Raw genomic sequence first — 14,462 nt, 5'->3', positions numbered from 1 at the left:
ATAATGCGCAAACGTTCTCTTCAATAGCCAGACTGACAGTTAAGCACATAAAAAGGGGTGGCGCTAATTCCTCTGTATAATTAGAATCGCGCACCATGAAAACAGATAATCCAGTAGTACAATTAATCACCATTTCTGCCGACGAAGCCGGTCAGCGGATCGATAATTTTTTGCTCGCTAAATTAAAAGGCGTGCCAAAGAGCATGATCTACCGCATCGTGCGCAAGGGTGAAGTTCGCGTCAATAAAGGACGCATTAAACCAGAATATAAGCTGGCGGATGGCGATGTGGTGCGTGTACCGCCGGTACGCGTGGCCGAGCGTGAAGACGCGCCGGTTTCAGCAAAACTGGATAAAGTCGCGGCGTTGGCCGACTGTATCCTATTTGAGGACGATTACCTGCTGGTGCTGAATAAACCTTCGGGAACCGCGGTACACGGCGGAAGTGGCCTGAGCTTTGGCGTGATTGAAGCGCTGCGAGCGTTACGTCCAGAAGCGCGGTTCCTCGAATTGGTGCATCGTCTTGACCGCGACACGTCCGGCGTTCTGTTGGTAGCGAAAAAGCGTTCTGCATTGCGCTCCCTACATGAACAGCTGCGGCTGAAAGGCATGCAAAAAGACTATCTGGCGCTAGTTCGCGGCCAATGGCAATCTCATTGCAAGGCGATTCAGGCACCGTTGCTGAAAAATATTATGCAGAGCGGCGAGCGAGTCGTGAAGGTGAGCAGCGAAGGTAAACCGTCGGAAACCCGCTTTAAAGTGGAAGAACGCTTTGAACACTGCACGTTGGTAAAAGCCAGCCCGATTACTGGCCGAACTCACCAGATTCGCGTTCACGCATTGCATGCCGGCCATCCGATCGCTTTTGATGACCGTTATGGCGACCGTGATTTCGATGCGCAGCTTAAAGGCACTGGCTTACATCGCCTGTTCCTGCATGCGGCAGCTTTACGCTTTGAGCATCCGAATAGCGGCGAAACTATGCGGCTGGAAGCGCCGTTGGATAATCAGTTACGCCACTGCCTGTTAATGCTGCGGAAAAACTTCCCGGCAAAATAACTGCGCTGTCAGCTTTGAATCGCATCGGTAAGGCGCGAGAGTGCGCCTTACTTTGGTATCTCACTCTTTTTATTGTCTTATTATTAGCGCTTATCTGCGCTGTTCTGACTTAACAACGCATTAACCCCTTGTTCCATCAACATCTGATTAAGCGCAATTAGCGGTAGACCAATCAAGGTATTGGGATCGCGACCTTCTAAGCGATCGAACAGACTTATTCCCAACCCCTCACTTTTAAAGCTACCGGCACAATTCCAGGGCTGTTCTATGCTTAAGTAGCCGTTTATTTCATCATCGCTTAGCGTTCTGAAATACACCTGAAAAGTTTCGCACTGAATATTTATATGGCCGCTAGCGGAATTGAGCAGCGCCAAACCGGTATAAAAAGTGACACATTGGCCGCTGGCTTGGCGTAATTGTTTAAACGCATTCTCATGATTGTGCGGTTTACCGGTTATTTTGCCGTTTAGCACGCAGACCTGATCAGAGCCAATAATCAAATGCTGCGGATAGTATTCAGCCAACGCAGCAGCCTTGGCGCTGGCGAGTCTCTGCACTAACGTTGGGGCGTCTTCCTGCGGTAATGGGGTTTCATCGATATCTGGCGCTGCGGTAATAAAGGGCAATTGAAGTTTTTCCAGCAATGCCTTGCGATAAGAAGAAGTTGAAGCCAAAACTAACTGAGACATAATATTTTCCATAAACCGTGGCGTAATTTAATCAGTCATTTTAAACTGTCCGCCGCTGAGGAAGCGAATATTGGTGAAAGGTGCGGTTGAATGGCCTTTTTCTTTGACTCTATGTCGTTACAAAGTTAATATGCGCGCCCTATGCAAAAAGTAAAATTACCCCTGACCATTGATGCGGTTCGTACTGCCCAGAAGCGACTAGATTACGCAGGTATCTATTCCCCTGAGCAAGTTACACGCGTTGCCGAATCCGTGGTTAGTGTGGACAGCGATGTCGTGGCCTCCTTATCGTTTAATATCGATAATCAGCGCCTGGCGGTTATCACAGGTCATGCGGACGTCGACGTTACGTTGATGTGCCAGCGCTGCGGTGGCACCTTCGCACACCATGTCCACACAACATATTGTTTTAGCCCGATCGTCAATGACGAGCAGGCTGAAGCATTACCGGAAGCGTACGAACCGATCGAAGTCGACGATTTTGGCGAAGTTGATCTGTTGGCAATGATTGAAGACGAAATTATTCTTTCACTGCCGGTCGTTCCGGTACATGAATCTGAACACTGTGAAGTGTCCGAGGCGGACATGGTATTTGGTAAACTGCCTGCAGAGGTGGAGAAACCGAATCCATTTGCCGTATTAGCCAGTTTAAAGAAAAGTAATTAAGGAGTAAGGTCAATGGCCGTACAACAGAACAAACCAACTCGTTCCAAACGTGGCATGCGTCGTTCACACGATGCTCTGACCACTGCCACTCTGTCTGTGGACAAAACTTCCGGTGAAACTCACCTGCGTCACCACATCACAGCCGACGGTTTCTACCGCGGCCGCAAGGTTATCGGCTGAGTAGTACTTGCTAATCTTTAGCAAGGCGATACCTTGACTTGTCTAACCCTAGCGTTAGATGCAATGGGTGGGGACTTCGGTCCCTGCGTCACAGTGCCTGCTTCATTGCAGGCACTGGCCTTTAATCCACAACTTAAGCTTCTGCTGGTCGGAAACCCCGACGCCATCACTCCATTACTTGCCCACACCGATCCTTTGTTGCTGGAAAGGTTGCAGGTAATTCCCGCTGAGCATGTTATTGCCAGCGACGCTAAACCCTCACAAGCAATTCGCGCCAGCCGTGGTACATCGATGCGTGTCGCATTGGATTTGGTCAAAAACGGTGAGGCTCAAGCCTGTGTGAGTGCCGGGAATACCGGAGCGTTAATGGGGTTGGCAAAGTTGATGATTAAGCCGTTAGAAGGGATTGAGCGGCCGGCTCTGATGACGGTGATCCCGAACCAACGCCGTAGTAAAACCGTGGTGTTGGATCTGGGAGCAAATGTGGAGTGCGACAGCACCATGTTGGTGCAATTTGCCGTGATGGGTTCAGTCATGGCCGAAGAAGTCGTGGGGATAACCTCCCCTCGTGTCGCGCTGTTAAATATTGGCGAAGAAGAAACCAAAGGTTTGGATAATATCCGCGAAGCCGCCGCAGTATTAAAAAATACACCGGCGATAAATTATATTGGTTATCTGGAAGGCAATGATTTGCTGACCGGGAAAACCGACGTAATGGTTTGTGACGGCTTCGTGGGTAACGTCACCCTTAAGACCATGGAAGGCGTGATAAGAATGTTCTTGTCGTTGCTCAAACCATCGGGCGAGAACAATAAAAAGTCCTGGTGGCTTAAACTACTGGGGCGTTGGCTGCAAAAACGCGTGGCCAAGCGGTTCGGGCATCTGAACCCCGACCAGTATAATGGCGCATGTCTGTTAGGATTACGGGGCATCGTAATCAAGAGCCACGGCGCTGCGAACCAACGTGCGTTTGCAGTCGCAATAGAACAGGCTGTGCAGGCGGTGCAGCGGCAGGTTCCTGAAAGGATCGCCGCGCGCCTTGAAGCGGTATTACCCAAGAGTGACTGAACGTACATGTATACAAAGATTCTCGGCACGGGGAGCTATCTGCCCGTACAAGTGCGCAGCAATGCTGATTTAGAAAAAATGGTGGAAACCAGCGACGAGTGGATCGTGACTCGCACCGGTATTCGTGAACGTCGTATTGCAGCACCGGATGAAAATGTGGCCACCATGGCTTTCCGTGCAGCAGAGAACGCGCTGGAAATGGCTGGCGTCAGTAAAGACGATGTTGGGCTGATTATTGTCGCCACCACCTCTTCCAGTCACGCTTTCCCAAGTTCTGCCTGCCAGGTGCAGCAGATGTTAGGAATCAAAGACGCCGCGGCGTTTGATTTGGCTGCCGCCTGCGCTGGTTTTACCTATGCGCTGAGCGTGGCCGATCAGTATGTGAAAAGTGGTGCAGTGCGTCATGCGCTGGTGATTGGTTCCGACGTATTGTCTCGCGCATTGGATCCGGAAGATCGCGGCACTATCATTCTGTTTGGCGACGGCGCTGGTGCCGTGTTGCTGGGCGCGTCTGAAGAGCCGGGTATTCTGTCGACGCACTTACATGCGGACGGCAGCTACGGCGGGTTATTGACTCTGCCTTACCAGAATCGCGAAACCCAGGAACAACCTGCTTACGTCACTATGGCGGGTAACGAAGTGTTTAAAGTGGCCGTGACCGAACTGGCGCATATTGTCGATGAAACGTTACAAGCCAACGGCTTGGATCGTTCAGAACTGGACTGGCTGGTTCCGCATCAGGCAAATTTACGCATTATCAGCGCTACGGCGAAAAAATTAGGCATGGGGTTGGATAAAGTGGTGATCACTCTCGATCGTCACGGTAACACCTCTGCTGCATCAGTGCCTTCAGCCTTAGACGAAGCGGTACGTGATGGCCGGATTCAACGTGGTCAGCTAGTCCTGTTGGAAGCATTTGGTGGCGGTTTCACCTGGGGCTCTGCGCTGGTTCGTTTTTGATTTAACAGAAAGTCTTTTGATTTAACAGGAAGGCAAGATGTCGAAATTTGCAATGGTTTTTCCAGGTCAAGGGTCTCAGACCGTGGGTATGCTGGCTGATTTAGCTACACAATTTCCGATAGTTGAAGAAACTTTCACCGAAGCTTCTTCGGTTTTAGGCTACGATTTGTGGCAGTTGGTGCAGCAGGGACCGACAGAAGAACTGAACAAAACCTGGCAGACTCAGCCTGCGTTGCTCACCGCTTCAGTAGCCATCTGGCGCGTTTGGCAGCAGCAGGGCGGAAAAGCGCCTGCGATGATGGCGGGCCATAGTCTGGGTGAATACTCAGCATTGGTATGTGCTGGCGTTCTGGATTTCAAACAGGCGGTTAAGCTGGTTGAATTACGCGGCCAACTGATGCAAGAAGCCGTACCTGAAGGGACTGGCGCGATGTCTGCTATTATTGGCCTGGATAATGAATCTATTGCCAAAGCTTGCGAAGAATCGGCACAGGGTCAGGTGGTTTCACCGGTTAACTTTAACTCGCCGGGGCAGGTTGTGATTGCCGGGAATAAAGAAGCGGTAGAACGTGCCGGTGCAGCCTGTAAAGCGGCTGGTGCCAAGCGAGCCCTGCCTTTGCCGGTTAGCGTGCCTTCACACTGCGCATTAATGAAACCTGCGGCGGATAAAATGGCCGTTACTCTGGAAGACATTGAATTCCAGGCGCCGCTGTTCCCTGTGGTGAATAACGTAGACGTAAAAACCGAAGTGTCACCAGACGCTATCCGTAGCGCGCTGGTACGTCAGCTATACAATCCGGTACGTTGGACTGAAAGCGTTGAATTTATGGCGGCAGAGGGCGTTGAACTGCTGCTGGAAGTTGGCCCAGGTAAAGTTCTGACTGGCCTGACCAAGCGTATCGTGGACACACTGTCAGCAGCACCGGTAAACGATGTTGCGACCCTGACCGCAGCGCTTGAACAATAATAAAGAGGATAGCATGAGCTTTGAAGGAAAAATTGCGCTGGTAACTGGCGCAAGCCGTGGCATTGGCCGCGCTATTGCAGAATTATTGGTCGAACGTGGTGCCGTTGTCATTGGTACTGCGACCAGTGAGAAGGGGGCTGAAGCTATCAGCGCCTATTTGGGTGACAAGGGTAAAGGTTTAATGTTGAACGTCGTGGATCCCACGTCGATCGACACGGTACTGGCAACTATTCGTGCTGAATTTGGCGAAGTCGACATTTTAGTGAATAATGCCGGTATCACGCGTGATAACCTGCTGATGCGTATGAAAGACGATGAGTGGCAGGATATCCTGGATACAAATCTGACTTCCGTGTTCCGTCTGTCAAAAGCGGTAATGCGAGCTATGATGAAAAAGCGGTTTGGCCGTATCATCACAATTGGTTCTGTTGTTGGGACCATGGGCAATGCAGGGCAGGTTAACTACGCGGCCGCTAAAGCTGGCGTTATTGGTTTTAGCAAGTCTTTGGCGCGTGAGGTTGCTTCACGTGGCATTACTGTCAACGTCGTGGCACCTGGCTTTATTGAGACGGACATGACTAGGGCGTTGACAGATGATCAACGCGCAGGCATTTTAACCCAAGTACCAGCTAACCGGCTTGGGGAAGCTAAAGAAATCGCCAGCGCTGTTGCATTTTTAGCCTCTGACGAGGCCAGCTACATCTCTGGTGAAACATTGCATGTCAATGGCGGCATGTACATGGTTTAAGCACTGGCAGAACTTTTTGCATTATTTGAGGTGAAAACCGCAAAATAATGCAAAATTGTGGTTCGACCAGCCGAGATTTAGTTGCATCTTTTTCAACATTTTATAAACTACGAAAACCATCGCGAAAGCGAGTTTTGATAGGAAATTTAAGAGTATGAGCACTATCGAAGAACGCGTTAAGAAAATCATCGTTGAACAACTTGGTGTTAAACAGGAAGAAGTACTGAACAACGCTTCTTTCGTAGAAGATCTTGGCGCTGATTCTCTTGACACCGTTGAGCTGGTAATGGCTCTGGAAGAAGAGTTTGATACCGAGATTCCAGACGAAGAAGCAGAAAAAATCACTACTGTTCAGGCAGCTATTGATTTTATCAACGCTAGTCAGCAGTAAGCGAACATATCTAGGCGGTCACTCGACCGCCTAAGTTTTTTTGTCCCAAAGTGTTATTTTCCCTCCTTGGAGGACAAACGTGTCTAAGCGTCGAGTTGTTGTGACTGGACTGGGCATGCTGTCTCCTGTCGGTAATACAGTAGAATCCACATGGAATGCTGTTCTTGCTGGGCAGAGTGGCATCAGCCTGATCGACCATTTCGATACTAGCGCCTATGCAACCCGGTTTGCTGGCTTAGTAAGAAATTTTGACTGTGAAGAATTCATTTCGCGCAAAGATGCACGAAAAATGGATGCCTTCATTCAGTACGGTATTGCGGCAGGTATTCAGGCGATGCAAGACTCCGGTCTTGAAGTGACTGAAGCTAACGCTGACCGTATCGGAGCCGCTATCGGTTCTGGTATTGGTGGCTTAGGCCTGATTGAAGAAAACCATACCGCGCTGGTTAACGGTGGGCCACGGAAAATCAGTCCGTTCTTCGTGCCTTCAACTATCGTGAATATGATTGCAGGTCACCTGACCATTAAGTTTGGTTTACGTGGACCGAGTATCTCTATCGCGACTGCCTGTACCTCTGGTGTGCACAATATCGGCCATGCCGCCCGTATCATTGCTTATAATGATGCTGACGTGATGGTCGCCGGTGGCGCAGAAAAAGCCAGTACGCCATTGGGCGTTGGCGGTTTCGGTGCTGCGCGAGCCTTGTCAACCCGTAACGACGATCCACAAGCGGCTAGCCGCCCATGGGATAAAGATCGCGACGGTTTTGTTCTGGGCGATGGTGCCGGCATGATGGTACTGGAAGAATATGAACACGCGAAGAAGCGTGGCGCTAAGATCTATGCAGAAGTTGTCGGTTTCGGTATGAGCAGCGATGCCTACCACATGACCTCGCCGCCGGAAAACGGTTCAGGCGCAGCTTTGGCTATGGTGAATGCGTTACGTGACGCGGGTGTCACTACCTCGCAAATCGGCTATATCAACGCGCACGGCACTTCCACGCCAGCGGGTGATAAAGCGGAAACGCAGGCGGTTAAATCGGTGTTTGGCGCTGATGCAGAGAAAGTCATGGTTAGCTCAACCAAATCCATGACCGGCCACTTGTTAGGTGCTGCGGGCGCGGTAGAATCTATCTTTACCGTCCTGGCACTGCGCGATCAGGCTATTCCGCCGACCATTAACCTGGATAACCCAGATGAAGGCTGTGATTTGGATTTCGTTCCACACACCGGACGTCAGGTTTCAGGCTTGGAATACACCCTGTGTAATTCGTTCGGCTTCGGCGGCACTAACGGTTCATTAGTTTTCCGTAAAGTGTAACAGCGGCTGATTAGTAGCACAGATGATAAAAACCCGGTTATCCGGGTTTTTTTATAGCTATTGTTTGCCAATTTAAGCGAACCGAAAACAGATAAATCCGGAAGAAGCGGTAGATCCGGTTGAGAAAATTTTGGGATGTAAACTCAGTGATAGCTTATTAATATGTTTGCTCACTCGATAAACCTCCTAATTAATAAAAGAGAGTTGGATATGATGTTGATAAACGGTATGGCGCAAAACCAGCTCTCTGCAACCGACAGAGGCTTGCAGTTCGGGGACGGCTGTTTTACCACGGCGCGAGTGATCAATGGTGAAGTTTGTTGGCTGCCCATGCATATACAACGCTTGCAGCAAGGTGCGGAGCGTTTACTGCTGCCAACGATTGACTGGGCGCGATTACAGCATGAAATGACCGAACTGGCGCGGCAGGCTCAGCAGGGCGTGCTGAAAGTGATTTTAACCCGAGGCAGCGGTGGGCGGGGTTACAGCGGTGTGGCCTGTGAACAGCCGACGCGCGTATTATCGATTAGTGGTTATCCGGCACACTATTCATCATGGCGCGAGGAGGGCATCACGCTGGCGTTAAGTCCGGTGGCGTTGGCGCGCAATCCGTTGCTGGCGGGGATTAAACATCTCAATCGTTTGGAGCAGGTACTGATTCGCGCGCATCTTGAGCAGACAGCGGCGGACGAGGCTCTGGTGCTTGACACTGCAGGCCAGCTGGTGGAATGCTGTGCGGCTAATTTATTCTGGCGAAAAGGCGAGGCGGTATTTACGCCAGATCTGAGTCAGTCTGGGGTGGCGGGTATCATGCGTCGTCGTATTATGGCGCGATTGTTTGCTTCCCGATACGCGTTACACTGCGTATCCGAACCCTTAGAGACGCTGAGAGACGCAGATGAAGTGTTGATCTGCAACGCGTTAATGCCGCTGGTTCCAGTTAATCAAGCGCATGAATGGACTTATAGCTCGCGAGAGCTGTATGAATTCTTGCGACCACATTGTTAATATCGATTTAATCGCTAATATCGATTCCAAATTTTAAAGATGGCCGATAGATGAAAAGAAAAAACCTCAGAATACTAACCATCCTAGTGGGGATCTGCTTGGGTTTGCTGTTTTTTGGCTATCAAAAAGTGCAAAATTTTGCCGGTTCCGCGCTGGAAATCAAGCAAGACACCATTTTTACCCTGCCTGCGGGGACTGGCCGAGTAGGGCTTGAAACCTTATTACTGCAAGATCATATCGTGGCGGATACGACACTGTTCCCGTGGTTACTACGGATCGAACCGGATCTGGCCAATTTCAAAGCCGGAACCTATCGTTTTACGCCGGGTATGACGATACGTGAGATGTTGAAACTACTGGCCAGTGGTAAAGAAGCCCAGTTCAGTATCCGTTTTATTGAAGGCTCTCGTTTGAGTGACTGGATGGAAACCTTGAAGCAGGCGGACTATGTCAAACATGAGCTAGCGGGTAAGAGTCACGCTGAAATTGCCGAACTGATCGGCCTGAAAGATACCGAACATCCGGAAGGCTGGCTGTACCCTGACACGTATTCTTATACCGCAGGTACCCCGGACCTGGCTTTGCTAAAACGGGCGCATAAAGAAATGGAAAAAGCCGTTGCCCAAGTGTGGGAAGGGCGGGATAGCTCGTTGCCATATAAAACGCCGAATGATTTAGTCACTATGGCTTCTATTATTGAGAAAGAAACCGCGATCAATGATGAGCGAACCAAAGTGGCTTCGGTATTTATCAATCGCCTACGCATCGGTATGCGGCTGCAAACCGATCCTACGGTGATTTACGGTATGGGTGATAAATATGCCGGAAATATCACGCGTAAGGATTTAGAAACCCCAACGCCGTATAATACCTACGTGATCGCTGGAATGCCGCCGACGCCGATTGCCATGCCAGGGTTGGCATCGTTACAGGCCGCAGCACATCCGGCTAAAACGCCTTATCTCTACTTTGTTGCTGATGGTAAGGGCGGGCATACCTTTACCACCAATTTAGCCAGTCATAATCAGGCAGTACGCGTTTATCGTCAGGCGTTAAAGGATAAAAATGGACAGTAAATTTATCGTTATCGAAGGTCTGGAAGGTGCGGGCAAAACCACCGCCAGAGATACCGTGGTCGCCACGCTGCGCGAGCAGGGTATTAACGATATCGTGTTTACCCGCGAGCCGGGCGGTACGCCGTTGGCCGAAAAATTACGCGACCTGATTAAACAAGGCATTGATGGCGAAGTTCTGACAGATAAGGCCGAAGTGTTGATGCTATACGCCGCGCGGGTGCAGTTGGTGGAAAACGTGATTAAACCGGCGCTAGCACGCGGTGCCTGGGTGGTTGGCGATCGCCACGATCTTTCTTCGCAGGCTTATCAGGGCGGGGGGCGCGGTATTGACAGCCAACTGATGACATCGCTGCGCGATACGGTTTTAGGCGATTTTCGCCCAGACTTAACGTTGTATCTGGATTTATCGCCGGCGATTGGATTGCAGCGCGCTCGCCAGCGCGGGGCGTTAGATCGTATTGAACAAGAATCCTTGGTTTTCTTTGAGCGCACTCGGGCGCGTTATCTGGCGCTGGCGGCAGCAGATTCAACCATTCAAACCATTGATGCTTCGCAGACACTGGAGAAGGTCAGCGCGGATATTCGCCGAACCCTGACCCAGTGGTTAAACGCACGGGAAAGCGCGTAATGAATTGGTATCCGTGGCTGAACGCACCTTACCGCCAGTTGGTCGGGCAGCATCTCGCCGGTCGTGGCCATCACGCCCTGTTGATCCATGCGTTGTCGGGCAACGGGGCCGATGCGCTGATTTACGGATTGAGCCGTTGGCTGATGTGCCAGAAACGTCAGGGAGAGAAAAGCTGCGGCGAATGTCACAGTTGCCGTTTGATGCTGGCTGGAAATCATCCGGATTGGCACGTCCTGTCGCCGGAAAAAGGCAAAAGCAGCATTGGCGTTGAATTGGTCCGGAACTTAATTGATACCCTTTATTCCCATGCTCAGCAGGGCGGAGCTAAAGTGGTCTGGCTGCCTCAGGCTGAATCCCTGACCGATGCGGCGGCCAACGCCTTACTGAAAACGTTGGAAGAACCGCCGGAAAACACGTATTTCCTGTTGGGATGCTTTGAGCCTTCCCGCCTGTTGCCGACGCTGCGGAGTCGCTGTTTTTACTGGCATCTGGCTAGCCCCGAAACCGCCTTAAGCATGCAGTGGCTAGGGCGGCAAATCAGCGCTGAGCCGGTCGCCATGCTTGCGGCGTTGCAACTGAGCGAAGGCGCACCTATTGCGGCAGAGCAACTGTTGCAGCCGGTGCGGTGGGCGCAGCGAACGGCGCTGTGTCAGGCGTTGGCAGAAGCGTTAGCCCGTCAGGATTTGTTGTCACTGTTGCCGCAGTTGAATCAGGATAACGTTGCCGATTGCTTGTATTGGCTGTCTTCTTTATTGCTGGACGCATTGAAATGGCAGCAGGGCGCGGGGAATTTTATTGTCAATCAGGATCAGCGAACGCTGGTGCAACAACTGGCTGAGTCAGCTTCTATCGCTGTGTTGTTGAAATCGGCCAATCAATGGCTGCGCTGTCGCCATCAATTATCTTCAGTCGTCGGCGTGAACCGAGAGCTGTTACTCACTGAGCAGTTGCTCAATTGGGAAAACGGACTGTCTGGCGCCGATCGTACATTTTCTCATTCGTTGTAAAAGAGTTTACTTATTATGTTGTTAGTCGATTCCCATTGCCATCTGGACAGTCTGGATTATCAAGCGCTGCACACCAGCGTCGATGACGTGGTTGCTAAAGCCAAAGCGCGTGACGTCGGTTATATGCTGGCGGTGGCGACCACTTTACCGGGTTTTCGTGCCATGACGTCGATGATTGGTGAACGTCCGGAAGTGGCATTTTCCTGCGGAGTGCATCCGTTAAATCTGGAAGATGGCTATGATTTTGCCGAACTGCGCGCGTTGGCCGCCGCGGATAATGTCATCGCTATGGGGGAAACCGGGCTGGATTATTTCTACCAGCAGGATAATATCCCGTTGCAGCAGGCGTCTTTCCGCGAACACATTCGTATTGGTCGGGATCTGAATAAACCGGTTATTGTGCATACCCGCGATGCTCGCGTAGATACTCTGACCCTTCTGAAAGAAGAGCAGGCGCAGGAGTGCGGTGGGGTGCTGCATTGCTTTACCGAAGATATCGCAACGGCAGAAACTTTGCTGGATTTGGGTTTTTATATTTCCTTCTCCGGCATAGTCACTTTCCGTAATGCCGAGCAATTACGCGATGTGGCGCGTTATGTGCCGCTGGATCGTATTCTGGTTGAAACAGATTCACCTTATCTGGCACCGGTTCCTCATCGGGGCAAAGAAAATCAGCCAGCCTATGTGCGCGATGTGGCGGAATACATGGCAGTGCTGAAGGGCATTAGTCTGGAAACGCTGGCCGAGGCCACCACGGCTAATTTCTGTCGACTGTTCCATCTGGATGATTTGGCACAATCTGCCACACTCAAATAGCGTGAACGACGATAGTTATTTTTAAGCTCGTAATTAATCCCCTAAGCGAGTAATGTTCCCACCCGTTTTATTGCGGGTGGAAAGGTTTCATTGACGTGTCTTTACGGAAAATCGCCTTTTTATACGGGTTAAGGCATCTTCTTCAAAGAAACGTGACTGTCATCAAACATTACGCAGGCTATTTATTTTACTCTTCGTAATAATTAAAGGGGTGCTGTAGACACCCCGATTCGCAAAGGCTTTACTCCCCCCTTTGTAACGCCAATAAAAAGCGAGAAGCAGTAAGAAAGCACTATTTACTCAGGAGCACTCTCAACTATGTTTAAGAACGCATTTGCAAACCTGCAAAAAGTAGGTAAATCGCTAATGCTTCCGGTATCCGTCCTCCCTATTGCAGGTATTCTGCTGGGTGTCGGTTCCGCGAATTTTAGCTGGCTACCTTCGGTAGTCTCTCATGTTATGGCAGAAGCGGGCGGTTCAGTCTTCGCCAATATGCCGTTGATCTTCGCTATTGGTGTAGCTTTAGGTTTTACCAATAACGACGGTGTTTCCGCATTGGCGGCGGTTGTTGCCTACGGCATCATGGTGAAAACCATGGCGGTTGTGGCTCCGCTGGTACTGCATCTGCCTCCTGAAGAGATTGCAGCTAAGCATTTGGCCGATACCGGCGTGCTGGGCGGGATCATTGCAGGTGCGATTGCAGCCTATATGTTTAACCGCTTCTATCGTATTAAGTTGCCTGAGTATCTAGGCTTCTTCGCGGGTAAACGTTTCGTTCCGATTATCTCCGGCTTCACGGCGATCTTCCTGGGCGTAGCGCTGTCCTTCATCTGGCCGCCAATCGGTACGGCGATTCAGACTTTCTCCCAATGGGCAGCTTACCAAAACTCTGTAGTGGCTTTCGGCATCTACGGTTTAGTTGAGCGTTCGCTGGTACCTTTCGGTCTGCATCACATCTGGAACGTTCCTTTCCAAATGCAAATTGGTGAATACACCAACGCAGCCGGTCAGGTATTCCACGGTGATATTCCACGTTATATGGCCGGTGACCCAACTGCGGGTAAACTGTCCGGTGGCTTCCTGTTTAAAATGTACGGCCTGCCAGCGGCGGCAATTGCGATTTGGCACTCAGCCAAGCCGGAAAACCGCGCTAAAGTCGGCGGTATCATGATTTCTGCTGCATTGACCTCGTTCCTGACCGGTATTACCGAACCGATCGAGTTCTCCTTCATGTTCGTTGCGCCGATTCTGTACGTAATCCACGCTATTCTGGCGGGGCTGGCTTTCCCAATCTGTATTCTGTTGGGTATGCGCGATGGCACCAGCTTCTCACACGGTCTGATCGACTTTGTGGTGTTGAGTGGTAACAGTAGCCGCATCTGGCTGTTCCCTCTGGTCGGTATCTGCTACGGTCTGGTGTACTACACCATCTTCCGCGTGCTAATTGCCAAACTGGATCTGAAAACGCCGGGTCGCGAAGATAACTCTACTGAGCAAAGCGCTAAAGGTGGCACAGAAATGTCAGCCGCGCTGGTTCAAGCCTTCGGTGGCAAAGAGAACATCACCAATCTGGACGCCTGTATCACTCGTCTGCGTGTGAGCGTGGCGGATGTATCCAAGGTTGACCAAGCTGGATTGAAGAAACTGGGTGCAGCGGGCGTAGTCGTGGCCGGTTCCGGCGTTCAGGCTATCTTCGGTACCAAATCTGATAACCTGAAAACGGATATGGACGAATACATCCGTAACCACTAATTCAGGTCGGGGAGTGCAAAAAGGAGGCTAAGGCCTCCTTTTTTTATGGGCTTTATCTTTGATTTCAACGTGTGATTCTGGCTGACGCTTCTTGTGGTCAGCAGACGGTATTTTCCGACTCTTGCCG

16 protein-coding genes are annotated in these 14,462 nt (G+C 50.8%); 15 read left to right on the top strand and 1 reads right to left on the bottom strand.

What is annotated here, in order from left to right; genetic code table 11:
- Positions 1 to 95 precede the first annotated feature (95 nt).
- The gene (rluC, locus tag AD970_RS00730) at positions 96 to 1,058 is read left to right on the top strand and encodes a 23S rRNA pseudouridine(955/2504/2580) synthase RluC (RefSeq protein ID WP_049596430.1); all 963 of its coding nucleotides are present in this window, start codon (positions 96 to 98) and stop codon (positions 1,056 to 1,058) included.
- A gap of 83 nt (positions 1,059 to 1,141) precedes the next feature.
- Here rluC and AD970_RS00725 read toward each other — a convergent pair whose 3' ends face one another.
- Positions 1,142 to 1,747: a Maf family protein gene (locus tag AD970_RS00725; RefSeq protein WP_049596429.1), complete on the bottom strand. Its 606-nt coding sequence runs from the start codon at positions 1,745 to 1,747 to the stop codon at positions 1,142 to 1,144.
- Positions 1,748 to 1,888: 141 nt separating this feature from the next.
- On the opposite strand from AD970_RS00725, the gene yceD reads away from it, so the two are divergent.
- The 14 genes from yceD to ptsG all read left to right on the top strand — a co-directional run bounded on the left by yceD (position 1,889) and on the right by ptsG (position 14,335).
- A complete protein-coding gene (gene yceD / locus AD970_RS00720) occupies positions 1,889 to 2,413 on the top strand; it encodes a 23S rRNA accumulation protein YceD (protein ID WP_049596428.1) in 525 nt (174 codons plus the stop codon).
- Between the two features lie 12 nt (positions 2,414 to 2,425).
- Positions 2,426 to 2,593 carry a 50S ribosomal protein L32 gene (gene rpmF, locus AD970_RS00715; RefSeq protein ID WP_002210931.1) on the top strand — a complete coding sequence of 56 codons (168 nt, stop codon included), beginning with the start codon at positions 2,426 to 2,428 and terminating at the stop codon, positions 2,591 to 2,593.
- Between the two features lie 33 nt (positions 2,594 to 2,626).
- The gene (gene plsX / locus AD970_RS00710; RefSeq protein WP_072080569.1) at positions 2,627 to 3,661 is read left to right on the top strand and encodes a phosphate acyltransferase PlsX; all 1,035 of its coding nucleotides are present in this window, start codon (positions 2,627 to 2,629) and stop codon (positions 3,659 to 3,661) included.
- A gap of 6 nt (positions 3,662 to 3,667) precedes the next feature.
- The gene (locus tag AD970_RS00705; RefSeq protein ID WP_049596426.1) at positions 3,668 to 4,621 is read left to right on the top strand and encodes a beta-ketoacyl-ACP synthase III; all 954 of its coding nucleotides are present in this window, start codon (positions 3,668 to 3,670) and stop codon (positions 4,619 to 4,621) included.
- A 37-nt stretch (positions 4,622 to 4,658) separates the two neighbouring features.
- Positions 4,659 to 5,588 carry an ACP S-malonyltransferase gene (gene fabD / locus AD970_RS00700; protein ID WP_049596425.1) on the top strand — a complete coding sequence of 310 codons (930 nt, stop codon included), beginning with the start codon at positions 4,659 to 4,661 and terminating at the stop codon, positions 5,586 to 5,588.
- Positions 5,589 to 5,601: 13 nt separating this feature from the next.
- The gene (gene fabG / locus AD970_RS00695) at positions 5,602 to 6,336 is read left to right on the top strand and encodes a 3-oxoacyl-ACP reductase FabG (protein WP_049596424.1); all 735 of its coding nucleotides are present in this window, start codon (positions 5,602 to 5,604) and stop codon (positions 6,334 to 6,336) included.
- Positions 6,337 to 6,490: 154 nt separating this feature from the next.
- Positions 6,491 to 6,727 (top strand): acyl carrier protein, encoded by a 237-nt coding sequence (acpP, locus tag AD970_RS00690; protein ID WP_004719003.1) that lies wholly within the window; start codon positions 6,491 to 6,493, stop codon positions 6,725 to 6,727.
- A gap of 79 nt (positions 6,728 to 6,806) precedes the next feature.
- On the top strand, positions 6,807 to 8,048 hold the full coding sequence (gene fabF, locus AD970_RS00685; RefSeq protein ID WP_072080568.1) for a beta-ketoacyl-ACP synthase II: 1,242 nt from the start codon (positions 6,807 to 6,809) through the stop codon (positions 8,046 to 8,048).
- 210 nt (positions 8,049 to 8,258) lie between these two features.
- Positions 8,259 to 9,056, top strand: coding sequence for an aminodeoxychorismate lyase (gene pabC / locus AD970_RS00680; protein ID WP_049596422.1), 798 nt, complete (start codon positions 8,259 to 8,261; stop codon positions 9,054 to 9,056).
- 50 nt (positions 9,057 to 9,106) lie between these two features.
- Positions 9,107 to 10,132: an endolytic transglycosylase MltG gene (gene mltG, locus AD970_RS00675; RefSeq protein ID WP_049596421.1), complete on the top strand. Its 1,026-nt coding sequence runs from the start codon at positions 9,107 to 9,109 to the stop codon at positions 10,130 to 10,132.
- Complete coding sequence (gene tmk, locus AD970_RS00670) at positions 10,122 to 10,760, top strand: dTMP kinase (RefSeq protein ID WP_049596420.1); 639 nt, start codon at positions 10,122 to 10,124, stop codon at positions 10,758 to 10,760. Before mltG ends, tmk begins: the two co-directional genes overlap by 11 nt.
- The gene (gene holB, locus AD970_RS00665; RefSeq protein ID WP_049596419.1) at positions 10,760 to 11,767 is read left to right on the top strand and encodes a DNA polymerase III subunit delta'; all 1,008 of its coding nucleotides are present in this window, start codon (positions 10,760 to 10,762) and stop codon (positions 11,765 to 11,767) included. Before tmk ends, holB begins: the two co-directional genes overlap by 1 nt.
- 15 nt (positions 11,768 to 11,782) lie before the next feature.
- Entirely contained in the window at positions 11,783 to 12,583 is an 801-nt protein-coding gene (locus AD970_RS00660) for a metal-dependent hydrolase (RefSeq protein WP_049596418.1), read from the top strand.
- 318 nt (positions 12,584 to 12,901) lie between these two features.
- Entirely contained in the window at positions 12,902 to 14,335 is a 1,434-nt protein-coding gene (gene ptsG, locus AD970_RS00655; protein WP_049596417.1) for a PTS glucose transporter subunit IIBC, read from the top strand.
- Positions 14,336 to 14,462 lie beyond the last annotated feature (127 nt).

The sequence above is a fragment of the Yersinia nurmii genome (assembly GCF_001112925.1).
Classification (GTDB): domain Bacteria; phylum Pseudomonadota; class Gammaproteobacteria; order Enterobacterales; family Enterobacteriaceae; genus Yersinia; species Yersinia nurmii.
This window is presented reverse-complemented; position numbering and strand designations above follow the sequence as displayed.